The 25,381-nt window shown below is 57.4% G+C and carries 21 protein-coding genes and 2 pseudogenes; 15 read left to right on the top strand and 8 right to left on the bottom strand.

The window, feature by feature from the left end; translation table 11 throughout:
- The first annotated feature begins 24 nt into the window (after positions 1 to 24).
- The 4 genes and pseudogenes from ACUN0E_RS16970 to ACUN0E_RS16955 form a co-directional block, all read left to right on the top strand.
- On the top strand, positions 25 to 1,266 hold the full coding sequence (locus ACUN0E_RS16970) for a site-specific integrase (protein WP_445567275.1): 1,242 nt from the start codon (positions 25 to 27) through the stop codon (positions 1,264 to 1,266).
- Positions 1,263 to 2,189 (top strand): tyrosine-type recombinase/integrase, encoded by a 927-nt coding sequence (locus ACUN0E_RS16965; protein ID WP_063498244.1) that lies wholly within the window; start codon positions 1,263 to 1,265, stop codon positions 2,187 to 2,189. The genes ACUN0E_RS16970 and ACUN0E_RS16965 overlap by 4 nt, the downstream gene beginning before the upstream one ends.
- Positions 2,186 to 3,187, top strand: a complete 1,002-nt coding sequence (locus tag ACUN0E_RS16960; protein WP_159004773.1) for a tyrosine-type recombinase/integrase — start codon at positions 2,186 to 2,188, stop codon at positions 3,185 to 3,187. The genes ACUN0E_RS16965 and ACUN0E_RS16960 overlap by 4 nt, the downstream gene beginning before the upstream one ends.
- A 113-nt stretch (positions 3,188 to 3,300) precedes the next feature.
- A pseudogene (locus ACUN0E_RS16955) lies at positions 3,301 to 3,438 on the top strand (transposase domain-containing protein); the annotation flags it as partial.
- Positions 3,439 to 3,821: 383 nt separating this feature from the next.
- Here the strand turns inward: ACUN0E_RS16955 and ACUN0E_RS16950 are convergent.
- Together ACUN0E_RS16950 and ACUN0E_RS16945 are read right to left on the bottom strand one after the other, a co-directional pair.
- The gene (locus ACUN0E_RS16950) at positions 3,822 to 4,787 is read right to left on the bottom strand and encodes a D-2-hydroxyacid dehydrogenase family protein (RefSeq protein WP_445567329.1); all 966 of its coding nucleotides are present in this window, start codon (positions 4,785 to 4,787) and stop codon (positions 3,822 to 3,824) included.
- A gap of 239 nt (positions 4,788 to 5,026) precedes the next feature.
- On the bottom strand, positions 5,027 to 6,052 hold the full coding sequence (locus ACUN0E_RS16945) for an MFS transporter (RefSeq protein WP_445567328.1): 1,026 nt from the start codon (positions 6,050 to 6,052) through the stop codon (positions 5,027 to 5,029).
- Positions 6,053 to 6,660: 608 nt separating this feature from the next.
- Between ACUN0E_RS16945 and ACUN0E_RS16940 the strand changes: the two genes are divergently transcribed.
- The 6 genes from ACUN0E_RS16940 (at position 6,661) to ACUN0E_RS16915 (ending at position 11,823) form a co-directional block, all read left to right on the top strand.
- Entirely contained in the window at positions 6,661 to 7,560 is a 900-nt protein-coding gene (locus ACUN0E_RS16940; RefSeq protein WP_445567327.1) for a LysR substrate-binding domain-containing protein, read from the top strand.
- A 167-nt stretch (positions 7,561 to 7,727) separates the two neighbouring features.
- Positions 7,728 to 8,717, top strand: coding sequence for a zinc-dependent alcohol dehydrogenase family protein (locus ACUN0E_RS16935; RefSeq protein ID WP_445567326.1), 990 nt, complete (start codon positions 7,728 to 7,730; stop codon positions 8,715 to 8,717).
- Positions 8,718 to 8,740: 23 nt separating this feature from the next.
- Positions 8,741 to 9,850, top strand: a complete 1,110-nt coding sequence (locus ACUN0E_RS16930; RefSeq protein WP_445567325.1) for an alkene reductase — start codon at positions 8,741 to 8,743, stop codon at positions 9,848 to 9,850.
- A 58-nt stretch (positions 9,851 to 9,908) separates the two neighbouring features.
- Complete coding sequence (locus ACUN0E_RS16925; RefSeq protein ID WP_445567324.1) at positions 9,909 to 10,310, top strand: nuclear transport factor 2 family protein; 402 nt, start codon at positions 9,909 to 9,911, stop codon at positions 10,308 to 10,310.
- Positions 10,311 to 10,359: 49 nt separating this feature from the next.
- Positions 10,360 to 11,115, top strand: a complete 756-nt coding sequence (locus ACUN0E_RS16920) for an SDR family oxidoreductase (protein WP_445567323.1) — start codon at positions 10,360 to 10,362, stop codon at positions 11,113 to 11,115.
- 99 nt (positions 11,116 to 11,214) lie between these two features.
- Complete coding sequence (locus tag ACUN0E_RS16915; protein WP_445570456.1) at positions 11,215 to 11,823, top strand: NADPH-dependent F420 reductase; 609 nt, start codon at positions 11,215 to 11,217, stop codon at positions 11,821 to 11,823.
- Between the two features lie 460 nt (positions 11,824 to 12,283).
- Here the strand turns inward: ACUN0E_RS16915 and ACUN0E_RS16910 are convergent, their stop codons facing one another.
- Complete coding sequence (locus tag ACUN0E_RS16910) at positions 12,284 to 13,294, bottom strand: AraC family transcriptional regulator (RefSeq protein WP_445570455.1); 1,011 nt, start codon at positions 13,292 to 13,294, stop codon at positions 12,284 to 12,286.
- A gap of 178 nt (positions 13,295 to 13,472) precedes the next feature.
- On the opposite strand from ACUN0E_RS16910, the gene ACUN0E_RS16905 reads away from it, so the two are divergent.
- The 4 genes and pseudogenes from ACUN0E_RS16905 (at position 13,473) to ACUN0E_RS16890 (ending at position 16,459) form a co-directional block, all read left to right on the top strand.
- Positions 13,473 to 14,222: an electron transfer flavoprotein subunit beta/FixA family protein gene (locus ACUN0E_RS16905; protein ID WP_097390076.1), complete on the top strand. Its 750-nt coding sequence runs from the start codon at positions 13,473 to 13,475 to the stop codon at positions 14,220 to 14,222.
- 13 nt (positions 14,223 to 14,235) lie between these two features.
- Entirely contained in the window at positions 14,236 to 15,168 is a 933-nt protein-coding gene (locus tag ACUN0E_RS16900) for an electron transfer flavoprotein subunit alpha/FixB family protein (RefSeq protein WP_445567322.1), read from the top strand.
- 205 nt (positions 15,169 to 15,373) lie between these two features.
- Positions 15,374 to 15,541, top strand: a pseudogene (locus ACUN0E_RS16895) (acetyl-CoA C-acyltransferase); the annotation flags it as partial.
- 54 nt (positions 15,542 to 15,595) lie between these two features.
- Positions 15,596 to 16,459 carry a 3-hydroxybutyryl-CoA dehydrogenase gene (locus ACUN0E_RS16890; protein WP_445567321.1) on the top strand — a complete coding sequence of 288 codons (864 nt, stop codon included), beginning with the start codon at positions 15,596 to 15,598 and terminating at the stop codon, positions 16,457 to 16,459.
- Positions 16,460 to 17,652: 1,193 nt separating this feature from the next.
- Here ACUN0E_RS16890 and ACUN0E_RS16885 read toward each other — a convergent pair.
- The 3 genes from ACUN0E_RS16885 to ACUN0E_RS16875 all read right to left on the bottom strand — a co-directional run bounded on the left by ACUN0E_RS16885 (position 17,653) and on the right by ACUN0E_RS16875 (position 22,110).
- On the bottom strand, positions 17,653 to 18,378 hold the full coding sequence (locus ACUN0E_RS16885; RefSeq protein ID WP_445567320.1) for an SDR family oxidoreductase: 726 nt from the start codon (positions 18,376 to 18,378) through the stop codon (positions 17,653 to 17,655).
- A 1,010-nt stretch (positions 18,379 to 19,388) separates the two neighbouring features.
- On the bottom strand, positions 19,389 to 20,735 hold the full coding sequence (locus ACUN0E_RS16880; protein ID WP_445567319.1) for an ABC transporter substrate-binding protein: 1,347 nt from the start codon (positions 20,733 to 20,735) through the stop codon (positions 19,389 to 19,391).
- Positions 20,736 to 21,021: 286 nt separating this feature from the next.
- Positions 21,022 to 22,110 carry a porin gene (locus ACUN0E_RS16875; RefSeq protein WP_445567318.1) on the bottom strand — a complete coding sequence of 363 codons (1,089 nt, stop codon included), beginning with the start codon at positions 22,108 to 22,110 and terminating at the stop codon, positions 21,022 to 21,024.
- A gap of 532 nt (positions 22,111 to 22,642) precedes the next feature.
- On the opposite strand from ACUN0E_RS16875, the gene ACUN0E_RS16870 reads away from it, so the two are divergent.
- Positions 22,643 to 23,338 (top strand): GntR family transcriptional regulator, encoded by a 696-nt coding sequence (locus ACUN0E_RS16870; protein ID WP_445567317.1) that lies wholly within the window; start codon positions 22,643 to 22,645, stop codon positions 23,336 to 23,338.
- A 369-nt stretch (positions 23,339 to 23,707) separates the two neighbouring features.
- On the opposite strand, the gene ACUN0E_RS16865 is transcribed toward ACUN0E_RS16870, so the two are convergent.
- Together ACUN0E_RS16865 and ACUN0E_RS16860 are read right to left on the bottom strand one after the other, a co-directional pair.
- The gene (locus tag ACUN0E_RS16865; protein WP_445567316.1) at positions 23,708 to 24,421 is read right to left on the bottom strand and encodes an OmpA family protein; all 714 of its coding nucleotides are present in this window, start codon (positions 24,419 to 24,421) and stop codon (positions 23,708 to 23,710) included.
- Positions 24,422 to 24,546: 125 nt separating this feature from the next.
- A complete protein-coding gene (locus ACUN0E_RS16860; RefSeq protein WP_445567315.1) occupies positions 24,547 to 25,311 on the bottom strand; it encodes a flagellar motor protein in 765 nt (254 codons plus the stop codon).
- Positions 25,312 to 25,381: the final 70 nt, after the last annotated feature.

The raw sequence follows: 25,381 nt of genomic DNA, 5'->3' as shown, positions 1-25,381 counted from the left end.
TCATTTTGGCGGGAAGGAGTAGACATGACCATCGAAGCGTATTACGACAGTCCCAAGATGCTTAAACGGCTTCACGAAGGGCCGTTGGGAGTTCATATCGATCTGTTCGCAGCGCGGCTGCTGCGAGAGGGACATTGTCGACAAGGAGCATGGCGCAATCTTCGCGTGGCTTGCGACTTCAGTCACTGGCTCGCACGCAAACGGCTTGAGCTTGACGACATCAACGAGCAATCGATAGAAGAGTATCAGGAGTTCCGTCGCCGATATCGATGTCCATTTCTCAGTGATCGTCCTGCATTGATCAGACTGCTCGGTCTGCTTCGAGAGATCGATGCAATTCCTGCCAAGCCACCTTTCGCACTGGACGAGCTCGAACAGGTTGTGCAGGATTTTGACCGATATCTGATCCAGGAGCGCGGATTGGCGCGCGTGTCTGCCGTTCGCCATGTCCCTTTCGCTCGGCAGTTTCTGCGGGAGTATTGCCTGTCTGGCTATCCGCAAATCACCAGCCTGACTGGTTCGGACGTCATGACATTCATCGAACGTCATGCAAGAGACCACAGTCCGCAATCCGCGAAACATATGTGCTCGGCCATTCGCGCGTTCATGCGATTTCTGCAATACCGAGGTTACATTGCCGCCGATCTTGCGAGCTGCGTACCAGGTGTGAGAGCGTGGCAGCTCACATCGCTTCCTACCTATCTGCTGCCCGACCAGGTTCAAACCGTGCTCAACGGCTGTGACCGGCATACTCCCGTCGGACGCAGAGACTACGCGATCTTGTTGTTGCTTGCTCGCCTTGGACTGCGAGCAAATGAGATTGCGTTGCTGACGCTCGATGATATTGACTGGCGTATTGGCCAACTCGCCGTTCACGGCAAGGGAAGGCGACGAGCTGAGCTACCGTTGCCGGCGGAGGTTGGCGCCGCAATGGTGGACTATCTAAAGCACGGGCGGCCGCAATCCGGGAGCCGACGCGTGTTTCTCCGGCACCTGGCTCCGCACATAGGGTTTGCATCGTCGGCGGCGGTTTCCATGATCGCCACGATGGCGCTCACACGCGCGGGAATCGATAATGTTTCGCACAAGGGCGCACATCTCTTCCGGCATAGCCTCGCGACTCAGTTGCTCCGAGCCGGTGCGTCATTGACACAGATCGGTCAAGTTCTCCGTCATCAGGATCATGACACGACCCGAATCTATGCGAAGGTCGATATCGCCTCGCTGCGCACGCTTGGCCTGCCATGGCCGGGAGGTGTGCGATGAACACTCTCTCGCAAGCGCTTCGGCAGTACGTGCTCATGCGTCGTGGTTTTGGGTTCAAGTTTGAGAACCAGGAGAGGCGGCTAACGAGCTTTGTCCGTTTTATGGATGGCCGCGCCGCTACCATTATCACGCACAAGCTCGCTCTTGAGTGGGCAATGCTGCCTATAGACGGGCGCGCGTCCTGGGCGTTACGCTTAACGGACGTGCGCGGATTTGCACGCTATCGGCGCATTGCGGAAATCAGGACGGAAGTGCCACCGTTGGGCATTCTTGTTGGTCCCTCACGCCCGAGACCCTATCTCTACACCGACGTAGAGATACAGAAGTTGTTGACGGCTGCGTTAGAACTTCCTCCGGCAGATGGCTTGCGTCGGTGGACGTATCACTGTCTGTTCGGACTGCTGGCCGTGACTGGACTGAGGATCGGTGAAGTACTTAACCTGCGACGAGAAGACGTTGATCTGGAAGACGGCGTTATCACGATCCGCGACACCAAGTTCGGTAAGTCACGCCTTGTCCCGGTCCACCACACAACCAGAGCCGTATTGGCGCACTATGCGCAACGACGAGACGCGCACATCTGGCCGCCGCACAGTCCATACTTTTTCATCGCTGAGCAAGGTGGCAAACTGTTGCACCAATACGTTCATCCGGTATTTTTGAAGCTTTCACGGCGAACGGGGCTTCGAAGCCCCGATGCCCATTCCGGTCCTCGTCTGCATGACTTCCGGCATCGCTTCGCAGTTCAGACGCTGCTCACCTGGTATCGATCGGGTCAAAGCGTCGAATCATGGTTACCCGTGCTGTCCACGTATCTGGGGCACACCTGTGTGCGCGACACGTACTGGTATCTGTCGGCGTGTCCCGAATTGATGGGGCTCGCCGCGCGAAGGCTCGACGTGCGCTGGGGAGCCCCATCATGAGACCAACCCACATCTTGCCTGCGTTGATCGAACGCTTCTTCACAGAGCGATTGATGCGGCAACGCCACGTCAGCCCACACACTATCGCATCGTATCGAGACACGTTTCGTCTATTGTTCAAGTTCGCACAAGTCTGCCTGCGTAAGCCCCCATCCAGTCTCGACCTGTGCGATCTTGACGCGCCGCTGATTGCCGCGTTTCTCGAGGATCTGGAGACGCAGCGATCAGTCAGCGTACGGACACGCAACCTTCGTCTAACCGCGATTCGGTCCTTCTTCCGCTTCACCGCATTCGAGGAGCCTGCATACGCCGCCCACATCCAGCGCGTGCTCGCGATACCTACCAAGCGATACGATAAGCAACTCGTTCAGTTTCTGACACGCACCGAGATCGAAGCGCTTCTTGTTGCTCCTGATAGAACAACGTGGCTTGGACGTCGGGACTATGCTCTGCTATTGCTCGCGATTCAGACGGGGTTGAGACTCTCCGAATTGACAGGGCTCGATCGTGATTCGGTGCAATTGGGTTGCGGCGCACACGTTCGCTGCCTTGGCAAGGGGCGCAAAGAACGATGCACGCCATTGACAACGCATACCATCGCCACGCTCAAAGCCTGGCTGCAAGAGCCCCCGCGCAACGGCGCGCACGCGTTATTCCCTAATATAAGTGGTGGTCGGCTCAGCTCTGACTCTGTGCAACATCTTCTGGGCAAGTATGTATCCACCGCGAGTGCCTGCTGCTCGTCCTTGAAACGTAAGCGAATCACGCCACACGTCCTCAGGCACAGCGCTGCAATGGAACTACTTCATGCCGGCGTCGACTGCTCCGTCATTGCATTGTGGTTAGGACACGAATCGGTCGAAACCACTCAGGTCTATTTGCACGCTCATTTAGCCCTCAAGGAAGCCGCGCTGGCTAAAGTCAAGTCTTCGAACGGTAAACCATTGGGTCGATACCGTGCAGGCGATAAACTACTTGAGTTCCTAACCGCGTTGTGAAGAGTCCGACTATGCCGAGCGCGACCGATGTATGATCGGCAGCGAGGTCGCTTTTGCGGTGCCCAAATCGCCATCAGCATCAGCCGTTCGGCATAGCACGGGATTCGGCATGAACCGCCAAACTGAATGGCCTTGATCCCGAGGCCTACCTGCGCCACGTCATCGCTCGCATCGCCGAGCATCCCGTCAATCGCGTCGACGAACTGTTGCCATGGGTCGTTGCCGATCAGCTTCACCACGACGTCGCCTGAACTCAATGCGCTGCCGTTCAACCATTCGGTATCAACGCGCTGTCAAGAACGGTCGTGGTCGGACGGTTACCGCATAACAGGTCCCGCTTGACCGTCAGCATCCGCAACTCGTCCTTGTGGAAAGTAGGTGGGGGCGACAAAGGAGGGGGCATCGCTTGACTATTGGACCAGCTGTGTCGGCACGCGTTTCAGCTCGCGTAATCGAGCCAGATCGCATACCCGTTGACGTTCGCAATGGAGGGAGTATTCATCGCCTTGTTTTCCTGAAGGTGGTGCTCCACGTTCGGTTTTGAACGCTGCGCAGGCGTAAGCATCGACACAACTGCGCGCCGGCGCTTTGTCAGAATCGGCGCATGTGCGGCATCGCTCGCGATTTGGGGGCGTCAGCCCTCGGAGGTCGTCGCTGTCTCATCGAGCCAGCGAACGAGGTTTTGCACCGTGTCGCCATAGAATGTTCGATACAATTCCTTCGACACGTATCCGAGATGCGGGGTTGCGAGCACGTTGGGTAGTTCGCGCAATGGATGCGGATTGCCGAGTGGCTCGACATCGTAGACATCCACGGCGGCCCCCGCGATCTGTCCGCTCGTTAACGCCTTGAGCAGCGCGGTCTCGTCGACAATCGGGCCGCGTGACGTGTTGATCAGTCGGCTTGTCGGTTTCATCCGGGCCAATTCGGTTTCCCCGACGAGACAATGGGTTCGGGAACTCAGGCGGACGTGGATGGACAGATAGTCCGCGGTGGAAAACAGCTCGTCCTTGCTGACTAACTGCACACCGTTTTCTTGTGCGCGTTCTAGGGTGAGATTCTGACTCCACGCGACGACGTTCATTCTGAACGCCCGCCCAATCGCCCCAACAGCCGAGCCGACGCGGCCCAGACCGAGTAGGCCGAGCGTCTTGCCCGCGAGTTCCTCGCCGAGTGACACTTGCCAGTCACCTTGGCGCAGCGATTGATTTTCGAGCGGTATGTTGCGGACCATGGCGAGGAGGAGTGCCCACGTAAACTCGATCGTCGGCGTGGAACTGTATCCAGTGTGAACGACCTGAATGTTATGCGCAGCCGCGGCGTCAAGATCGATCGATGCGTTGGCAGGACCGGTCGAAGCGATCAGCTTGAGGTGCGGCAGCCTTTCGATGATGTCGCGCGTGAGCGGTGTACGCTCGCGCATCACACACAAAACATTGAAGGGCCTCAAGCGATCGATCAGCTTTTCAACGTCGCCCACGTGATCGTTGAAGACGGTGATGTCTACGCGGCCGTTTAGCGGCGACCAGTCTGCCATGTTCAGCGCGACGTTCTGGTAATCGTCAAGGATTGCCGCCTTGACTCGAGCCACAGTGGACATGCTGCTTTCTCCCTTCTGGTATGGCTGACGATCAGGGCGACCGGGCGCACGTGCGCGGTCCCGCCAGGGGTGATCCGCCGGTTGGACGCAAACGGACCTGTTTGCAGGTACGCACACTAGATGGTGATCACAGCGTGCGATGGCTTAACGAGATATGCCCGATCAACGACGAGGTCATTGAGGATGACGGAACTATGTGCATCGAAGCTATCTGGGACATCCAGGCTGACCCCAGCCGGCTAGCCATGCTCGACCCCCAGCCGGCTAGCCGCCGGCCCGATCGCAGTAAACCTGGCGGCAATGAGTGGGAAACGGACTACGCCAACGTTCGGCGCAAGATGACCGACATGAGCGCGCTCAACGCGTCGTGATTGCGTTCCACCTTCGCCCGCAAGGCCGCCCCTTCCCGTGCGTCGAGTAGCGCTGTTGCAAGTTGGCGTGCGGGAGAGCCGCGCGTGATCGACCCATCGGCCTGTCCGTCGCTGACAGCTTTCTCGATCACCGACATCCAGGACGCATAGGCGGTCGACAGATGCTCGCGGATCAGCAAACTTTGGCTCGGCAGTTCGGCGCTGAAATTGCCACGGAGGCAACCACGCCACGACGGGCTGCCGTACCACGACGAGCCGCTCGCGAAGCGTGGCCGTGTGCAGCCAGGCTCCAATATGTACGGGCAGTCGGAGTTTCAATGCAATCGTTGCCAGCGCGGAGAGGGCGGCGACGGCCACGAAGGTCATCCGCCAGCCGAATCGTTCGCCGACCAATGCGCCGATTGGTACACCGAGTGCGATGGCTATAGTGATTCTGCCATTGACGATCGCGAGCGCCCGTCCTCTGCGCTCCGGCGTGACAAGCGCACTCGCGAGCGCGCTTGCGCCAGGTACATAGAGGCCGGCGGCGAGCGCCAGCAGGATACGTGCGCCGACGAGTGTCCAGAAGCTGTGCACGCGCGCCGCTACGAGATTAGCAACAGCAAACGCGGCCAGCGAAAAGATCAGCAGGCGTCGACGGTCGACACCGCCTAGTGCCGCAGTAAGAATGGGCGAACTAACGGCATAAGCAAGCGCAAAGATTGTGACCAGGTGTCCAGCGGTCGCGACCTTGACAGATAAATCGGCAGCAATTGTTGGCAGCAGCGCGGCGATCATAAAGCCCTCTGTGCCGACAGAAAATGTGCCCAGTGCAAGCCAGCAGAGTGAACCAGAGGGTTGTTTCGCGACAATCGTTGGGCCTAATGCAGATGGCACATCGGTAGATTTCACCATTGACAGCTCTCAAAAATATGGTCGTCGGTCGCCTTGATCGTCGGAAACGCCTGTTTTCATTGTTGACGAACAATATGGCCGTCCGTCTTAAAAATCAAGTTATTTTTGAGCTCATGGATGTGCGTACAGACGGGACAAGCGGAAATTCAGGCTATTTATTGAGATGCTCTTAAAATTGACCGACTACCGACCTCTCAAAAACAAGTAACGGTCGAAAAAAAACGGACGACCGTATTGATTCTTTCAAGCGTCTTGAACTGAATTCACTATTTCACTGATCCGAGCGATGTGTGAGCGGTTGCGCCGCAGATAGGCGTTGGTGGGGATGCGCGTGACTTGGCGACGCCTCATGGGCGTTTCTACTAGAGATTTCTGCACTTATCGTTGCTGAGGGTACTCGTCGCAAGATAGGTTCGCAGTCGCGACAGTGATCACGCCCGCGATGGCAAATCCTGTTCTGAATGGTTGGAGCCATCGCGCGCTAATCTAAAAAACGCAGACGGAGATTCTCGGAGATGCGTTTGCTGAGTCTTGCGCGCGCGTTGCGGAATTTGCATCAATCCGATAGCCTTGCTCAGGTTCGTTCGCTCTGACAATAGGTTGGCCCCGTGAAGGACATTCTCTCATTGAAGCTGTACACGCGTGTTGCGCGGCTTGGCAGCTTCTCTGCTGCGGCGCGCGAGTGCGGGCTTTCGCAACCTCAGGTTTCCCGGATCATCGCCGATCTCGAAAGCGATTTGGGGGCCCGTTTGCTCACGCGCACGACTCGTGCGGTCGTGATGACGGACGCTGGCGCCGAGTTTCTCTCCCGGCTCGACCCGATTCTCATCTCGCTCGATGAGGCCGAACACAGCGTACGTGAAGGCAACGAGCTGCGCGGCACGCTTAGGATGAGCATGCCGAGTAGCGTGGCGATCCGTGAAGTCATCCCGCGCCTGGCTACATTCGTTGACCTGCACCCGGAGCTTCGAGTGCAGATTTTGCTGAGCGATCGCCCACAGGATCTAGTAAAGGAAGCGGTGGACGTGGCTATCCGGCTCGGGCGACTCTTCGACTCAAGTGCAACAGCGTCGATGATTGCCAAAATACCGCGCGTAATCGTTGCATCCCGCGCCTACATCGAACGCAACGGCGCGCCAGCTACCCCGCAAGAACTAAAGCAGCATCGGATCGTCGGTGGCCCGGCATCGGTGGTCTCCGCTGCATGGAAATTTAAGCGCGGGGTCGACGAGATTGTCATCGATCTCGAACCGCACTTTTTTACCGACGAAAACGAAGGTTCCGTGGCGGCGGCAACAGCGGGCCTCGGCATTACCTCGACGAGCGAGTGGGCGTGTCGCCGTGAACTGGGCGATGGATCACTCGTCAGGCTGCTGGTGGACTGGACGACTGCTGACATCCCGGTTTACGCCTACCTTCCCATGGGACGTGCAACGCGGGCCGCAGGCCGCGCAGTCGTTGAGTATCTCACCGCGGGTTTCAAGCGCGACGAGCGCTTTTCTGTCTGACCGGGTGGCTGGGTCGCAGGTTTCTTTGGTACCGCGGCTCCAGATGTCAGTGCCTAGTCGTTTATGCGCCTCATACATAAGAGATAGCAGAATCGGGTAGCTACCGCTCGCGTGGGACCAACGTTATCTTCTACTTCACAACGCAATTAGAAGTGAAGGAAGAAACGATGGTCCGTTCTGTGCGCATCCACGAGTTTGGCAATCCCGATGTGTTACACATCGAAGACGTGCCGATGGCTCAACCTGGGGTAGGCGAAGTGCGCCTGCGCATTCATGCCATTGGTCTGAATCGGACTGAGCTGACGTTGCGCTCCGGTCGAAGTCCGGTCAGGCCGATGCTGCCGAGCGGTCTCGGCTTCGAAGCGGCGGGCGTGATTGAAGCACTTGGGCCTGATGTCTTCAACTTCGCTGTGGGTGATCGCGTGGCGTTGGTGCCCGCGTACGGTGCCGCGGAATACGCGCTCTACGGCGAAGTGTCGGTAGCACCCTCACGTTCACTGGTTGCGGTCCGCGATGGCATTAGTTTCGTCGAGGCGGCTGCGACGTGGTCGGCCTATGGAACCGCGTGGGCCGGACTCATGGCGATTGGTAACCTTACGGCCGGGCAGACTGTGCTGATCTCGGCTGCGTCGAGCAGCGTAGGCCTTGCCGCTATTCAAATCGCCAATCGTGTCGGCGCGCGTCCTGTCGCGCTGACCCGGTCGCGGGCGAAAGTTAATGCCTTGCTAAGCCATGGCGCCGTAGCCGCCATATCCGCCGATGAGCAGGACGTGGTTGCTGAAGTCAAGCGGCTGACCAAGGATCGGGGTGCCGATCTTGTCTTCGACCCAGTGGGCGGCCCTGGCTTTGCTCACCTCGCGCGGGCGACCGCCAACGGCGGCATGCTGATTCTCTATGGCGCTCTGGCGACCGATCACACGGTTGTGCCGCCATTCGAGATCCTGGCGCGTGATTTGACTATTCGCGGGCTTGCCCTCCCGACCCGCACGCGCGATGACACGCAGCTGACGGCGCTTAAACGCTTTGTTGACGAGGGCATTGCCGACGGCACGCTACGTCCCACGATTGCCCGCACGTTTGCCTTTGACGACATCGTCTCTGCACATCGGTTTATCGAAGCGGGCGAGCATGTCGGCAAGATTGTCGTGACGCTTTAACTAATTAACTCAAGGTCCGAAACATGTCCACCCAATCAATTTTTACACCCATTCGTATGGGCGGCCTCGATCTGCCCAACCGAATCGTGATGGCACCATTAACCCGCATGAGAGCAGGATCGAACGATCACGTACCGTCCGATCTCCAGGTGGAGTACTACGCGCAACGTGCCTCTGCCGGATTGATAGTTGCGGAAGCGACCGCAATCAGTCCCGAAGGTTTCGGCTGGGCCGATACTCCGGGGCTTTGGAGTCCGGAGCAGGTACGTGGCTGGCGCCGTGTCACGAACGCTGTGCATGCGAAGGGCGGGCGCATCATCGCGCAACTGTGGCATACGGGAGCGATCTCGCATCCAGATCTGCGCAACGGCGCGCAACCGTTGTCGGCGTCAGACATCAATCCGCTTCAGGAATCTGTGACGCCGGGTGGACGTAAGTCAACCGTCACACCGCGCCCAATGACCCGGGACGAAATTCGCCAGACTGTCGCGGACTATGCACGCGCGGCTCGCAATGCAATCGAGGCGGGCTTCGACGGTGTTCAAATCCTCGCCAATTATCTCTATTTGCTCGCGCAGTTCCTCAATCGTTCGACCAATCGTCGCACCGACCTATACGGCGGCAACTTGGAAAATCGAGCGCGAATTCTGTTCGAGGTCGTTGAGGCCGTGCTCGACGAGGTCGAACCATCAAAGGTCGGCGTGAAAATCAGCCCGATGCACGAAGGTGGCCCGTTCGCCGCGAACGAAGAGACGCTGCCGATGGCGGAGTACGCAATACGAGAATTAAATGGGTACAACCTGTCGCATCTGCTGTTGATGGGCAACACGACGGACTTCACCGGCACGCCTATTGAATCCTTGATGGGCGACGGTATGTTCCGCCATTTTCGTCCCATATTCAGCGGCACTCTGATAGCGAACGTCGGGATGGACGCCGAACGCGGCAACCGCCTGCTTGAACAAGGGTTCGCCGACATGGTGGCGTTTGGGCGGCCTTATATCGCCAATCCCGATCTGGTCGAGCGGTTGGCGAAAGGCCTGCCGCTCGCCGAAATCGACTGGCCCACCGTTTATTCGTCGGGTCCGCAAGGTTATTCCGACTATCCCGATATTCACGTTGCCAACTTCTAAGCAGCGTCTCGTTGACCCGTCGAGATGATTTGACTCACCGAATCCTCACCCGACTAGAATGAACAGTTCCACACCTGAGCGGAACAAAGTCCTCGTCCTTGAGGACTTCGACACCCGGTTCAACAAGCGCGACTACGCGGCTGCCGAACATTTCTGGTCCGATCGCTACATTCAGCGCAGCGCGCATATCGCGTCGGGGCGCGAAGGCCTGTTTGCCTTGATCCGCACCCTTCCCGACACCTTGCGCTATGAGAACCAGTTGATCATGGCCGAGCACGACTATGTCATTGCACATGGCCGTTTTCCCGGCAATGAACGCCCCGCCGCATGGATTGCCGTGGAAATTGTCCGCTTCGAAGACGGCAAGCTCGTCGAGCACTGGGACGTGCTCCAGGACGAAGTAACCCGGCCCGAATCCGCAAGCGGCTTGCCGATGTTTGGCGACCGGTTCCCTGCCTGACCGCGCCAACCTCACTTTCCGCAACTTCAACTTCATCAGGAAGACGATCATGAAACTCACCGGAAACACGATCTTCATCACTGGCGGCGGTTCAGGCATTGGCCGCGGGCTTGCCGAGGCGCTCCACAAGCGCGGCAACAAGGTCATCATCAGCGGCCGCCGGCGCGGCCATCTCGACGAGGTGGTGGCGGCGAATCCCGGCATGTCGGCAATCGAGCTTGACATTGCCGACCCGGCCAGCATCGAGAAGGTAACGGCGAAACTGATCGCGGACTATCCCGATTTCAACGTGCTGATCAACAACGCCGGGATCATGCAGCCTGACCAGGCGGGCGGCCACATTGACGATGCGCTGATGGTGTCCACCATTACGACCAACCTCATGGGGCCGATCCGCATGACATCGGCGCTGCTCGATCATCTCAAAACCCGGAACGACGCCGTGGTCGCCTATACCACCTCGGCGCTGGCCTTCGTGCCACTGGCCGCGACAGCCGTATACTCTTCAACCAAAGCCGCGCTGCATTCGTACATCCTCTCGCAAAGCTTCATGCTGCGGAACACGAAGATTCAGGTACTAGAGATCGCGCCACCCTGGGTGCGCACGGATCTCATGAATAGCCGCGAGGCCGAGCAGGCGATGCCGCTTGATGCCTTCATTGACAAAGCGATCGCTGTCCTCGGAACTGAGGCGGATGAGATTCTGGTTGAACGAGCAAAACTGTTCCGCGGCAATCCTGGACCGGAAGAACGAAATCTGGTCAACGGCTTCAACGCGCAAATGATGGAAATGTTGGCCGGTTGACCCATATGCGATTTCAGCAATGAGGTGTGTTTAATAAGCTAAAGATTTTCGCTATTGAGGGAGTGTAGCTGAGATGGCCTTCGGGAGAAAACGCAAAAACTGAAGATATCCATACTGGGGACTGGCGACATGGGGGGAGCCATCGCTACCGCCATCAGCCGAAAGACGCGCCATTCGCTGAGAGTGCGCGGTTCGCAGGCCGGTAGCGCGTCGGCGCGCAGGTTGATCGATGAGCTCGGAGTCGGGGAAGCAACAACGGAGGATCTTCTTGCGAGCAATATTGTCTTTGTTGTCGCGCCGGCTGCGGCAATTGAGCAGGCGATCGCAACCTTGAATAACTATCGGGGCATCGTGGCGGCGGTATCGGTATCCGGCAGTGTCGGATACGACGGCTTACTCAGCGCTGCGGCACGCATGCCGGCGCTACTCCCCGATGCAACACTTGTTAGCGCTTTTTCATCGATCTGGTCTAACGTCATTCGCGAGCCGGGGAGGTCTGGCAAGACTAGCGTTTTCGTATGCTTGGACGAAAATGATGCGAAGGACGTAGTGTCGGGCTTGGCGACTGAACTGGGGTTCGAGCCGATCAGTGGGGGCAAACTTGCGGCGGCGCTTTATGCGGAGATGATGGGCATGTTTGCGGTGCACCTGGCAATGGATTCAGGTTACGGCCGCACGATCAGTTTTCATGCGTTTCGAGCGGACTGATCAATCTCTGGCTCCCCCTGACGTTTGCGTGATGCGCTTCGCGAAGGAGATATCGACTGCATCGATGGATGCTGGTCGTCGACGCTAGGCGACACAGGCCGCGAAGAGGTTTTTTATTTCTGATCAATCTCGCACCCCATGACGATATTTGACTATCGCCGCAAGATGACCAGATTTACGGTACAAAGTGACGGATATAAGTCGAGGCTCATACGCAAAAACCGCTGGCAGACGGCGACTCTGCGGGACTTCGAGTCGCGATGAACACGGGCTGGTCAATGACTTTATCGCGGAAACGATGAAGATGCTTGCCGATTGATTCAGACGCCCCTCCGATAGGTGGAATAGCTTCGTCGATCGCGGGTCGATCTGCGCACACTGCGCGATATGAGCAGGTGCTGACTGAGAATGTTTTGACCTGTCTGCGGACGGCAGACGTCCGTGGAACAGTTGAACTACTTCAATTTCGGCTTACGTCCCGGTAGGCGCTGGGCGTGCTGCCTGTCCAGTGCCGGAAGGCGCGATGAAACGCGGTGGGGTCGTCGAAGCCGATGTCGAAGGCGATTGATGCCAGCGCGTCGTCAGTCGTGGTCAGTCTTTGAATTGCAATATCACGGCGCAGTTCGTCTTTGACCGCTTGGAAGGTCGTGCCCTCGGCGCGGAGACGGCGAGCCAGCGTTCGCGCGGAGTAGAGCAGTGCATGCGCGACCACGTCGACGGTCGCGATCTCGGGTAGCTTCGACTCGAGATATTGACGCACCCGGTGGCTTGCAACCTGATCGCTGAATGACGTAAAAATCCAGTCCTCAGGTGCACGCGCAAGAAACGTCCGCAAGCCGGATTTGCGCTGACGGATCGGCAATGCGAAGTAGCTCGCCTCGAATTGCATCGAGGTTTGCTCGCAGTTGAACTGAACGGGACCGGGGAACAAATAGAGGTAGTCGCTCGCATGCGCCGGCCGGGTGAAATCGAATTCCACCTGCAGCAACGGAATCTTCTGTGCCACCAGCCACGATGCGACGCCGTGCGCCAGCTTGAGCGTCAACTCCATACCAAGCACGCTCACCTCAGGGCCGCCGTGCGGTTTGACGACGGCGATGCGCGCGCGGCCGGCGTTCACTGACGACTCGATTTCCACATCGTCGAGGATCAGATGGAAGAACTGCTCGAAACGATGCATTGCAACTTCGAGACTTGACGCATCAAGTAAGCTCAAACACAGATATTTGAGGAAGCCGTTGCGCAGTGGGCGGGAAAAAATCCCGGCCATTTCATCGTCCAGTTCGACAGCCAGCATGCGGTAAAGCGTAGCGAACTGCACTTGGGTGACGCGGGCACCGCGTTTGCCGAGTAACGATTGAGAGATGCCCGCGCGAGCCACGAATCGGTCAATGGACATTTTTTCTACGTTAACGGCTGCAAGAAATCCATTGACGAGGGATATCGGGACGGTTGCCTGAGGTGATGTCATGACTAGCGGATGGAACCCTGCATAGATTGAACCGTGGTGTAGCAATGTTCGAAGCTGGCAGATTTTGTCATGAAATCGGCATCATTGGGTAATGGGCCAGACAGTATCCGGCGTTACGCTCGGGCCGAGCTTGTGTTGTCCGCTGTGATGTGCGATTTGCAAAGTGAGAGGAGCAACAATGAAAATCCTGGTGCCAGTCAAGAGAGTGGTCGACTACAACGTGAAAGTTCGAGTGAAATCGGACGGCACGGGCGTCGACATCGCGAACGTGAAGATGTCGATGAATCCGTTCGACGAAATCGCGGTTGAAGAAGCGGTGCGTCTGCGCGAAGCGGGCGTGGCGACTGAAGTGATCGCCGTGTCGGCCGGTGTAACGCAAGCGCAGGAAACGCTGCGCACGGCGCTGGCAATCGGCGCGGACCGCGCGATCCTGATCGAGTCGGGTGAAGAACTGCAGCCGCTGGCGGTCGCCAAGCTGCTCAAGGCGCTGGTCGACAGGGAACAGCCTGGGCTCGTCATCCTCGGCAAGCAGGCCATCGACGACGATTCGAACCAGACCGGTCAGATGCTTGCTGCGCTGGCGAATCTGCCGCAAGCTACCTTCGCGTCGAAGGTTGTCGTGGCGGACGGCAAGGCTACGGTTTCGCGCGAAGTCGACGGCGGTGCGGAAACGCTGTCGCTGAGCCTGCCGGCTGTGATCACGACCGATCTGCGCCTGAACGAGCCGCGCTATGTGACGCTGCCGAACATCATGAAGGCGAAGAAGAAGCCGCTGGAAGTCGTCAAGCCGGAAGACCTCGGCGTTGATGTGACGCCGCGCCTGAAGACGCTGAAAGTCGTTGAGCCGCCGAAGCGCTCCGCCGGTGTGAAGGTGCCGGATGTGAAGACGCTGGTCGAGAAGCTGAAGACCGAAGCCAAGGTGCTGTGAGGAGACGGACGAAATGACGAATCTGGTAATTGCTGAACACGATAACGCGTCGATCAAGGCTGCGACGCTGAACACGATTGCAGCCGCGCAGAAGATTGGCGGTGATATTCACGTGCTGGTCGCAGGTCACAACGCAAAGGCTGCGGCGGATGCGGCAGCGAAGATTGCAGGTGTTTCGAAGGTGCTGCTGGCTGACGCCGCGCAACTCGAAGCGGGTCTCGCGGAAAACGTCCAGGCAACCGTGATGAACATCGCGAAGGACTATACGCACATCCTCACGCCGGCGACCGCCTACGGCAAGAACATCGCGCCGCGCATCGCCGCGAAGCTCGACGTCGCGCAGATCAGCGACATCACCGCCGTGGACAGCGCAGACACGTTTGAGCGCCCGATCTACGCGGGCAACGCGATCGCCACGGTTCAATCTCAAGACCCGATCAAAGTCATCACGGTCCGCACGACCGGCTTTGACCCGGTCGCAGCAGAAGGCGGCAGCGCAACGGTCGAGAAGATCGAAGCGGCAGCTGACACGGGCCTGTCGCAGTTCGTGAGCCGTGAAGTGACGAAGCTGGACCGTCCGGAGTTGACCTCGGCGAAGATCATTGTCTCGGGTGGCCGCGGTCTTGGCAATGGCGAGAACTACACCAAGGTTCTGGAGCCGCTGGCGGACAAGCTGAACGCAGCGCTGGGCGCATCGCGCGCGGCCGTCGATGCGGGCTTCGTACCGAACGACTATCAGGTCGGCCAGACCGGCAAGATCGTCGCGCCGCAACTGTATGTGGCGGTCGGCATCTCGGGTGCGATCCAGCATCTGGCCGGCATGAAGGACTCGAAGGTTATCGTGGCGATCAACAAGGATCCGGAAGCGCCGATTTTCAGCGTCGCTGATTATGGTCTCGAAATTGACCTTTTCGGCGCAATCCCCGAACTGACTGCAGCCCTTTAACCCTCGTTTTCTTTAACGCAGGAATGATCGGATCGGATTGACGCCGTTAGACAACCATGAAACGCGAAATTGCGGTCGACGGTGTGCGGACTGCGATCGGCAGTTTGTGACGGGCGCCTGAAAGACATCGCGCCGGCGGATTTGGCCGCATAAATTGTACGCGAGGTGCTCTTGCGTGTCGAAGCCGGAGGGAGGCGGAAGAAGAAACGCCAATGATTCCGGCATTTCAGTCGGCCATCCGATTGGCGCGGCAGATGCACAGATTATCGTCAAGGCGGTCGATGAGTTGCTTCGCGTAGGCGGACGCTATGTGCTAGTCGCGATGTGCTTTGGTGGTGCACTGTGCATTGCCGCTGTGTTCGAGCGGATGTGAGTGTGAATTGAGAACGATTGGTCCGATGCGGCAAAGTCCGGTGAAGGAGCACAAGTGAATATTAAATCGGTAGGCGTGGTTGGCGCGGGAACGATGGGGCAGGGTATCGCCCAGATCTTTGCCTGTGCGGGTTTTAGCGTAGTTCTGGTGGATCTAAGCGATGCAACACTGAAAAATGCAGTCGGGAGTATCGGTGGCAATCTCGACCGGCTCGTCAATAAAGACAAGCTGACTGCCGTTGCAAAAGAGGATGCGTTGACTCGCATCACCACGTCGACAGACTACGCGAGATTGCGAGCCGTCGACTTTGTGATCGAAGCGGCAACCGAGAATATTGATGCGAAATTGCGTATCCTGCGACAAATCGGCGAGGCTGTCCGCGACGACGTTGTGATGGCGTCGAACACGTCGTCGATATCGATCACACGGTTGGCAGCGGCAAATTCGAATCCAGCACGCTTGGTCGGCATGCATTTCTTTAATCCAGTGCCCTTGCTTCCGTTGGTGGAAATCGTGCGCGGTTTGCAAACCGGCACGCAAGCGGTTGAGGTCGTGCGTGAACTGACGGTCGCGCTGGGTAAAACGGCGATTGTCGTCAGTAGCTCTCCGGGTTTCGTGGTGAATCGCTTGCTCGTGCCGATGATCAACGAGGCGTTTTGCCTTCTCGCCGAGGGTGTGGCGGCGGCCGAAGAGATCGATGCAGGCATGAAACTGGGTGCCAATCATCCTATGGGCCCTCTCGCCCTTGCTGACGTGATCGGGCTGGATGTATGTCTGGCCGTGATGGATGTCTTCCATGCGGATTTCGGCGATCCGAAATACCGTGCGAGCCCACTGTTGCGCGAAATGGTTGGCGCGGGATTCCTCGGTCGGAAAACCGACCGTGGGGTTTATGACTATAACCCAAGCCGCACGTGAGCTGTCCGCTCGCCTTTCCAATGCGGGGGAAGAGCCCGCATTGACTACAGATTAGTCTGATTTCGAGCGTTGTACTCGTTACGCGTATGCGATAGAGGAGATGGATCGCGCCCGGGTATGACGCGCCCCAGGGAGACATGAACTTCTGTTCTCACCAAACTCGCCGGGCCTGTCGGTATTGCTGAATTGCCCACCTTGGGGGGCCCAACTGCTGGCCGCTGCTGCGATTCTCGACGAAATGGTAGAACTGGTACGCAGGTGGCAGATAAGAATGACCGTCGGATACTGTCAGGTCACCGCGCGAAACAATGCGCACCTACCGTGATGCCTCGTCATACGCACGCTTATGGCGTAGTTGGTTGGTTCGCCGCTGGACAAGTCCTTCAGGCCTGCGAGGTGCAGTCAGCTTTCGTTGATCGCAATGAAGGCTATATCGCTTCATGCCTCATTCGGCACGGCCGCTTGGAAATGCCGGTTCAATGGTTTCGACGCCATCGACAGAGTGTCCTTCTGTTGATACAGGGTTTGATGATTGACCGACTCATGATGGCTGTTTCGGGCCGCGGAGGATCTGGCGAAAAAATAAAACGCGTCCGCGCTTACATGCGATTCGCCCACCGACATTGCCGAACATATTGACGCGTCGAGCGTCTTCGCGCGGGATCTGTTGCGGCGCTTTTATATGAGTCATTCGATTGCCGCAGCGTCCTAATGACGGACCAGTCGATAGTCACGGGCATACCCGCGATGCCGATTGTACGCAACAACGACGGTTTGCGCTCGATATATTGAATCGTGTGACTTGGTGACCCGTCAGGTACCTTTACTCGCTTGGAAGCAGGCAATATCTGTTGGCCAAACATCTGGAGCCTAGCCGTTTCGGTTGGATAAGAGAGTCGATCTCCGCACCTATTCGGAGGCAGTTCGCTCATTTATCCAATGCGAAAATATATAACATTAATTCAATTGTCGGAATGGATTGCTTGCGCCAATATGAGACGTGCAAAGACAAGTTGCCGGAAAGATACCTTCCCCACACTCGGGTAAGACGTCAGCAAGACCGGTGGAGTACTCCATAATCGACCAGATACATTCGATATTGACCCTCCTGTCTCATGTCAGCTACCCGTTTGTTCGGGCAGTCCTGTTGGCAATCCGAGCTTCTCCTTCTGAATGGGCGCAAGGAAATGGTTTTACGGCACGACCTGCTTGACAGGGCGAATCAGTATCTCTTCGACGAGTACGCGCGAGGGTTGCGCGAAAGCGTAGACAAGTGCCCGTGCGACATCTTCCGGTGTCAGCGCGTTCAATTCACTGCGGCGTGCCTGTTGGTCGATGTTGTGACCAAATTCAGTCCACACGGCGCCTGGCTCGATCACCGAAACACGGATGCCTTCCCCGCCAAGTTCCTTGCGCAATGCGTCGTGAAAGCCGATGACGGCAAACTTGGTTGCGCTATACACCGACCAGCCTGGCACGCCATACCGTCCGCCAACGCTCGACACTGATGAGATCATTGCGCCGTCGCGACCTTTCATCAGTGGGATGGCCGCTCGTGAACAATTGAGCAAACCAAACAGATTGACGTCGATTTGCTCGCGCCACTCGCTCGGCTTGCTGTCGACAAAGGCTCCATGAATGCCTAGACCGGCGTTGTTGAATAGCAGGTCGAGACCGCCATGCTGTTTGCGTGCAATGTCGAACAGTTCGGTCACTTGGTCGGCTTCCCGTACATCCACGTAGGCAGCTGTTGCAAGGGCGCCAATTTCGCTTGTCAGTGTATCGATGCGCTCCCTGCGGCGCCCGGCGAGTATGACGTGTACGCCTTCGGCTGCTAGAAGTCGGGCTGCTGCTTCGCCGATACCGCTGGATGCCCCTGTGATAACGGCAACCTTGCCCGCCAAATTCTGCATCTGCATATTGTTTCTCCTGAACCTTGTCGATTTGTAGCTCGCAGCCAGTTCAGACTCGAGTCTGAAAGAAAGAAAACGACGAGTGCGTTATTGAGTATGAGCACCGTCGTCCGGATCAGCAAGGCTTTCTTTGAGATCTTGCGTCTCCGCTTTGGCCTCAGTCGGTCCGATACGGCTTGCCGTGAGTCTAAGCACCCTCATTCACCGTAGCAATGGGCTAGAGTTTCATATGCTTATGTAGCAAATTCACAAATGCTTGGTCGCGGATTCTTCGGATGGGCCACTTTCGTGGCGATCGCCGACGTTTGCAGTTTTAGTGCGGTGTCCCTGGTGCGAGAAGTGTCCCAGTTGACATGGAGCTGAGCGGGAAGGGACGGGGACGCGGCGTTGCGTGCGGCATTTCGATCGCACGATCCGTTCGGGCGCTGAAGCGGGGGCAACTGCTTATGCGGGCCCACATCTCGTTTGCGGATATCAAAGAAAAGACGGAAGGGGTGACGTGGACGACAGAAGGTCGAGTTGGCGCTGAGCGAACCGGAATAGTCGCAACTTGCTTCGACGGTGCGGTCGCGCTCGACAAGCGGCTGCGTTGGTTACATGCACGCATTGTCCTGTCTGCGGACGATGGCGAATTAAATAGAGATAGTCAGGCGCTTGAAACTGACGCGCGCCACGATGGGCTATTGTGTGATTTACACACATCCGGGATTCGCTGATTCGTCAATCACCTTGCTCACGAGCGATGATGGTGTGTTCGCGGGACGTAGTTTCCCATTTGGACCAGACTTCATTAGGAAGTATCGTGGGCGAGTACTGGGTCACTAGCTGACTTTACGCTAACAGCGCATGCTTTGGATACGGTAGGATCTACTTGTAATTGCTGATCAAGCGCGGATATTGGCTGAAGTAAAGAGGTGAGTGACGCAGGTCAAGGCTGCGAACGTCGCTTGGCCAGTGGACATACGGAAGTGGGACCGCGCCAGCGGCGCGTCCCCAGCTTCGCTGACATGTGGTGCCTATGCAGCGATGAACTCGTTCCACTTCTGAACCATGTAGATGTTCTCGTCCATCACCGCATTCCAGCAGGCGATCGCACCCATGCGCTGGTTGTACGAGCCGCCGTCGCGCACCGTGCCGGCCTTTTCGAGCAACTGGCCATCAGGTGCCTTGATGTCCTGCGCAGCAGCTTTGCCTTCGATCCAGTAGTCCCATTCGTAAGGCTGCATGTGAGTCTTCGCCGTCTCGAGCACACCCGAGTAATAGCCCTGGCGCATCAGGTAGGCACCAGCCCAGCCGTCTTGGAACCAGTTGACGAACTCATACGCGGCATCGAGCTTCCTGCCCTGCAGCGAGCGCGGAAAGCCGAACCCAGAGGCCCAGGAGCGATAGCCCTCCTTGAGCGGCTGGAATTTGCAGGCGATGCCCATCGTGCGCACCTTCGTCACCGCCGGCGACCACATCGACTGGATCACCACTTCACCGGAAGCCATCAGATTCACGCTTTCGTTGAAGTCCTTCCAGAAGGCACGGAACTGGCCGGCGCGCTTGGCTTCGATCAGGATCTTGATGGTCTGGTCGATCTCAGCTTTCGTCATATTGCCTTTGTCACCGTATTTCACGTGACCCATCGCTTCGATCGCCATCGCCGAATCCATGATGCCGATCGCGGGAATGTTTAGTAGCGCCGCCTTGCCCTTGAACTGCGGATTGAGCAGTTCCGCCCAGCTGTCAATCGGACGATTGATGAGGTCCGGACGGATGCCGAGCGTATCGGCGTTGTATGTGGTGGGAATCAGCGTCATCCATTCTGTCGGTGTCGCAGAGAATTCGGTGGAGCGTGGACCGGTCAGAAACATCACTTTCTTCGGCGCGGTGCCCTGATCTCCGATCTTCTTGCCGTTGATCTCGCCGCGCGTCAGCACCGGCGTAATCTTGTCGGAGAGCTTGATGCGCTTCGCGTCCATTCCTGCGAGCGTGCCGGCTGGGATAAGCTTCCTAAGCGAGAAATACTCGGTATCGACTATATCAAACGAGTTCGGCTGCGTGATGATGCGCTTGGCGACGTCATCGGTGGTCACTGGCACATACTGGATTTCGATGCCAGTGTCTTCCTTGAATTTCCTCGCAATGTCAGCGCTCTGGTTCACAGCGGTGCCAAGGTAGCGGAGAGCAATCTTTCCTTGCGCATGCACATACGGGAATCCGACAATACCGGCAGCGGCGACGGCCCCCTTGATAAACGTACGGCGCGATAGACTTTTCCCATTTCCTTCGTCAACACTGGAGTTGATCAGGACGGGTTGGTCTGGTGTCACGATTTCGCTTTGTTTGGACAGCTCTTTGTGTTTGTATAGTTTGGTCATTCTGATCTCTTGTGGATAAAGCACCGGTTAAACGAAATTAGCAGCCGTCATCTCGCGCATTGGAGAAATGCACCAACTGGTGTCGGTGCTTCATGCTTGGAGGTTTGCGACCAGCGAACACAGGATCCGCGAATTACGGAATAGCGTTGCGCGGGTCAGGCGCCATGAATTAAGGCTCTGAATGGTTCGCTTGCTGATGTCGCGCTCCCGACGATGACGCAGAAAAATTTCATCAGCCCGCTGCAAGTAATGTGACGCAGCGGGCATCCCGTTCATGCGTGTGGACTCAGAACGAATGCCGAATACCAGCTGTTACTGCGAACTGGCTGCCATTGGGCAACGCTCCGTAAGTGCCCGCTGGGACGTTGTCCATGTTGTACATAGCCTCCGTTGCGCCACCGAAGTTCTTCAAGTAGGCAAGGTTGCCAATCAACGTCGTCCGTTTCGAAAGCGCATAAGACGCCAGCAGTCTGTACTCCGTCGTGTGATTGGAGAAGGAGGAATTATTTTTATAAAGATAGTCGCCCGACACTGTGAACGCTGGGGTGAACGGAATGTCGATACCCGCCTCATAGAGACTCGCACGTTGAGCAGGCTGTCCAGCAATTGACTGAAACGATCCTGAACCTGTCACATCGGCATGGGAATATCCGAAGCGGGCACGCACGATTTCGAAGTCGTAGCGTGCGCCGAGCGTCAGCAGCTTGTACTTGGCACCGCTTGCGGAACCGGAACTCTCCTGGTCGTAGGTGCCTCCAATATAGATCGGACCGGAAGAGTAGCGCGCACCAACATTGAACACCGAGCCGCGGGTGAAGTCGCCGGGCGTGCCCCCAAACGAGTAAAACGCCGCGCCTTGCAGGCCATACATAACTGGTGTGACGTACTTGACCGCGTTGTTGTAGTACTCGCTGATAGCGTCAAACTCGTGAAATTTGAAGGCCGCTCCGGAGTTATATCCGCCGCCGAAGACGCTGCCCACCAGCCAGTCGTCGTTTAGACCCCATTGATGTCCGAAGGTCACAGTTCCGACCCGGGTCTCGAGTCCAACATAAGCGTTGCGATCGAAGCCCTGGTCATTCGGATTGTCCATCTTGCCATTTGACGGATTGAACCCGAACTGAAGATTGAAGATTGTCTTCACTCCGTCGCCGAGGTCTTCACTTCCTTTGAAGCCAAAGCTAGACACGCCGAGGATGCTGTCTTGTGCTTTGAGCACAGATTGATGACCATCGCCAACATGTGTCGCGTAAGCGAACCCTGTATCTATCTGTCCGTAGAGCGTCACTGATTGTGCAAAGGACGAGGACGCACTCATGCCGATTACCGAGGCGGTCAAAGCCGACAGCAGGGGTATGTTCATATGGTTCTTCAAGATGAAGGCTCCTAAATAATTCGCCTCACGCACCGACTCGGCGAACGATTGACTTGGCGAGTATCTGATATAGCCGCCCCGGTGCTTACGTGCGTATGCACATGGAACCTGCATGCTAGCGACGACATAAACATTGTCAACGATTTATAAAATATTGTTGGCGACCCGAGATCGATCATGTGACGGATCGATAGTGATGGTCCAAGAGATGGAAAGGACCCGGCGAGTACTCGCCTGTTGTTTCGTCGGCATTTGATGATTGCATTGCTTGTTGGCATGGATATGCCGGAAAATATGGGCTAACCGGAGAGTTGGGAGAGCATCTCGTCGAAGGTGAGACCGTTGATAGGTTGCCGTAAGGCGGCCGACCGCATGCTCCGAAAGTGTGCAAGCATCAATGCACCTACAATGTCATCGGATTCCTTAGAAATCCATTCAATTGGTTGTAGTCGATGCAAAATATTGTCAACAATATTGAAGCAACCCTGCCAGACTCTAGTTGATCTAGTTCGGCTCCCTAACACACGAAGTCATGTCCATAAAAGAAGCTGTCACCTCACGTGGCCCGAAGCCCGAGACAATTGCCGGCCACATCCGGGCCGCTATCATCGAACACCGGCTGGCGCCGGGAGCGAAATTAGGAGAAGGGCAATTGTGTGAGGTTTTTGGAACCAAGCGAGGTACTGTCCGGCAGGCACTCGCACTGCTGGCGGCCGATCGCCTTGTCGATCTCGAGCCGAACCGCGGGGCATTTGTTGCTAGCCCGTCGTTGCAAGATGTACACGAGGTATTTGAAATGCGACGGATCATCGAGCTTGCAGTCGTCGAGAGAATCTCATCGCTTCGTGCGCGACGACTTGGTGCAATACGGGAAAAGATTGGACGCGAACAAAAGGCCTTCGAAGGACGCAACTTTCCGTTGTGGGTACGGCTTTCTGGTGAGTTTCATACGGAGCTCGGTCGACTCACTGGTAACTCCGTACTTTGCAATTGTCTCGATGAGTTGGTCGCTCGCTCGACGCTGATTTCGGCGCTGTACGAATCGTTCGGGCGGAGTTCGTGTTCCTATGAGGAGCACGAAGTCATTCTCGAAGCAATTGAGGCCGGGAACACAGAAGTAGCAGTCAGCTTGATGTCTCATCACCTGCAGAGCGTCGAGCGAAAGATGCTTGATCGGCCATCGCAGGGCGCCGCCGACCTTCGTGAGGTGTTCCGGAACGTGGAGTGACGGGGATTGCGCTCCTGTCCGCGACTATGACTGCTCGCGCGCAATGTGGCGCTCGAGGTTGAAAGTGTCGCAAACCCCACGGGAGATTTCGCACGCGATCTTGCGCACGTTCGTGTGCGTGGTGCAGGAGCTAAGCTTTCAGTTGAAGCTGCGGCCGTATCATGAAGGGCAGCGCTAGCGTCCGACCCGCAGCGCTCCGAATATATCAATTGTCAGGGCCGGACGGGGAATTGCTCGATGGGCTTTGAGGCGCTAGTTGTCCGGTGGGTGCTTGTGCAAGATTCGAGAGTTTTCGTGGGAGAGGGCGCTGTCGCAAAGAATGCGTCAGCGATTGCATGCGGGGGACGCATTGCAGCCACCGCATGTGCCTCAATAATCCACAAGAATGGTGACACGGCGATTCGCAGCGCGCGCTGCGGCAGCGTCGCCGATGATCAGGGGGAAGTTGTCCGCCCTGCCGATGGCGGCCATTCTGTGAGGCTCAATGCCCTTGTCGGCAAAGAATCGAACCACGGCGCCGGCGCGTGCCGACGACAGCTCCCAGTTGGATTCGTATTTCGCTGTCGATATCGGCACATTATCCGTGTGCCCTTCGACGAGGATGTTGTTCTTTGAACGGTCGCGCAGCACCCCTGCGATCTGATTCAGGACGCCGAACGACTCCGGCAACAAGCGCGCGTCGCCCGAGTTGAAGAGAATTTTCGCGTTGATGGCGATTTCCACGCCCTGTGAGGCATTCGAAATCGTGATCTGCCGGTTGTCCTGAAGCGGCGCCAGCAAGGCAAGAAGCTGCCGTCTCGCGGCTTCCGGTGCGCCCGGCACTGCTGCCACCGGCGCGTGGGCGGTGCCGGCAGCCGTCGCCGTTTTCACCTCGCGGCGCTCCAGCATCCTGACTTCGAGCTCCCGGTTTTTCGCCAGCTGCAGCGCGTAAAGCGCGAGGAACAGCACCATCAACGTGGTGATGAGGTCCGCGTAGGAAATCAACCAACGCCCGGACTGCGCCTCGCCATCGCCGTCGTCGTCGTCGTGCCTATAACCGGCTTTGTCCGCCGCAAGGCGTTTGTTACCCGAGGAGATTGTCATGCTCGAAACGTGTGCTTCCGAATTGCGTTTGAATGGGCGCGTCGCGCGCTAGCGCCAACCGATCGAGGCCGGCTATCCCGAGTTATCCCAAGGCAATCCCAGGGCAATCCCAGGGCGACCCCTGGTTACCCCAGCAACTCCGCCGATCGTTCCCGGACGTCGCCCGCGAGCCGGGTTTCGATCGTATGGGGCGACTCCTTGCGCGAAATCGCGAGCAAGCCATCGAGGTACAAACGTCTGAAGCGCAATTCGCTATCCACCTGCGCCCTGATCTTTCCGTACAGCGGCAGAAAAACCAGATTCGCCAGCGCAAGACCGTACAGCGTCGCCACAAAGGCGACGGCAATGCCTTGTCCGAGTTGCGCTGGCTCAAGCATATGGCCCGTGACCTGAATCAGGCCAAGCACCGCCCCCAGAATGCCGAACGTAGGCGCGTAGCCACCGGCCTGCTGCCATATCCGCGCCGCCGCCATGTGATTGCGCTCATAGGCATCCAGTTCCCGTTGCAGGGCGTCTTCGAGCACGGCCGTCGACACCCCGTTGGCCAGAAGCTCCAGGCCTCGTTTGGCAAACGCGTTAATGCCGCCCGCCTCGATCGACTCGAATCCGAGCATGCCGTTCAGCTTCGCCTGATCACCCCACTCGAGCAGGACCGACAAGCTTTGCCGGTCGACCTGCCGCGCTTTCACAAACGCGAGCCGCAATTGCTTCATGCCGTCATAAAACCTCGCCCACGTGTTCTGGATCATCACCGCGCCGAAGGTGCCGCCCAATACGATGACGAACGCCTCCAGCTGAAACAGCGAGGTGAAGTGACCACCCTCGAGCGAAAATCCGGCCACGATAGCCGTCACGCCGAACAGGGCGCCAAATAGCGTCAACAGATCCATACATCCTCTCGCACGGCTGCGCCAGTGATCGGACCGGACCTGAAAGCGTCCGTGGTCCGACCATCAGGCC

The organism is Paraburkholderia sp. D1E, from assembly GCF_052682275.1.
This window is presented reverse-complemented; position numbering and strand designations above follow the sequence as displayed.

Coding starts and splice junctions, on each gene's coding strand:
- ACUN0E_RS16970 (WP_445567275.1), top strand. CDS start 25: ATGACCATCGAAGCGTATTACGACAGTCCCAAGATGCTTAAACGGCTT.
- ACUN0E_RS16965 (WP_063498244.1), top strand. CDS start 1,263: ATGAACACTCTCTCGCAAGCGCTTCGGCAGTACGTGCTCATGCGTCGT.
- ACUN0E_RS16960 (WP_159004773.1), top strand. CDS start 2,186: ATGAGACCAACCCACATCTTGCCTGCGTTGATCGAACGCTTCTTCACA.
- ACUN0E_RS16950 (WP_445567329.1), bottom strand. CDS start 4,787: ATGTCCACTGTGGCTCGAGTCAAGGCGGCAATCCTTGACGATTACCAG.
- ACUN0E_RS16945 (WP_445567328.1), bottom strand. CDS start 6,052: ATGGTGAAATCTACCGATGTGCCATCTGCATTAGGCCCAACGATTGTC.
- ACUN0E_RS16935 (WP_445567326.1), top strand. CDS start 7,728: ATGGTCCGTTCTGTGCGCATCCACGAGTTTGGCAATCCCGATGTGTTA.
- ACUN0E_RS16930 (WP_445567325.1), top strand. CDS start 8,741: ATGTCCACCCAATCAATTTTTACACCCATTCGTATGGGCGGCCTCGAT.
- ACUN0E_RS16925 (WP_445567324.1), top strand. CDS start 9,909: ATGAACAGTTCCACACCTGAGCGGAACAAAGTCCTCGTCCTTGAGGAC.
- ACUN0E_RS16920 (WP_445567323.1), top strand. CDS start 10,360: ATGAAACTCACCGGAAACACGATCTTCATCACTGGCGGCGGTTCAGGC.
- ACUN0E_RS16910 (WP_445570455.1), bottom strand. CDS start 13,294: ATGACATCACCTCAGGCAACCGTCCCGATATCCCTCGTCAATGGATTT.
- ACUN0E_RS16905 (WP_097390076.1), top strand. CDS start 13,473: ATGAAAATCCTGGTGCCAGTCAAGAGAGTGGTCGACTACAACGTGAAA.
- ACUN0E_RS16900 (WP_445567322.1), top strand. CDS start 14,236: ATGACGAATCTGGTAATTGCTGAACACGATAACGCGTCGATCAAGGCT.
- ACUN0E_RS16885 (WP_445567320.1), bottom strand. CDS start 18,378: ATGCAGATGCAGAATTTGGCGGGCAAGGTTGCCGTTATCACAGGGGCA.
- ACUN0E_RS16880 (WP_445567319.1), bottom strand. CDS start 20,735: ATGACCAAACTATACAAACACAAAGAGCTGTCCAAACAAAGCGAAATC.
- ACUN0E_RS16870 (WP_445567317.1), top strand. CDS start 22,643: ATGTCCATAAAAGAAGCTGTCACCTCACGTGGCCCGAAGCCCGAGACA.
- ACUN0E_RS16865 (WP_445567316.1), bottom strand. CDS start 24,421: ATGACAATCTCCTCGGGTAACAAACGCCTTGCGGCGGACAAAGCCGGT.
- ACUN0E_RS16860 (WP_445567315.1), bottom strand. CDS start 25,311: ATGGATCTGTTGACGCTATTTGGCGCCCTGTTCGGCGTGACGGCTATC.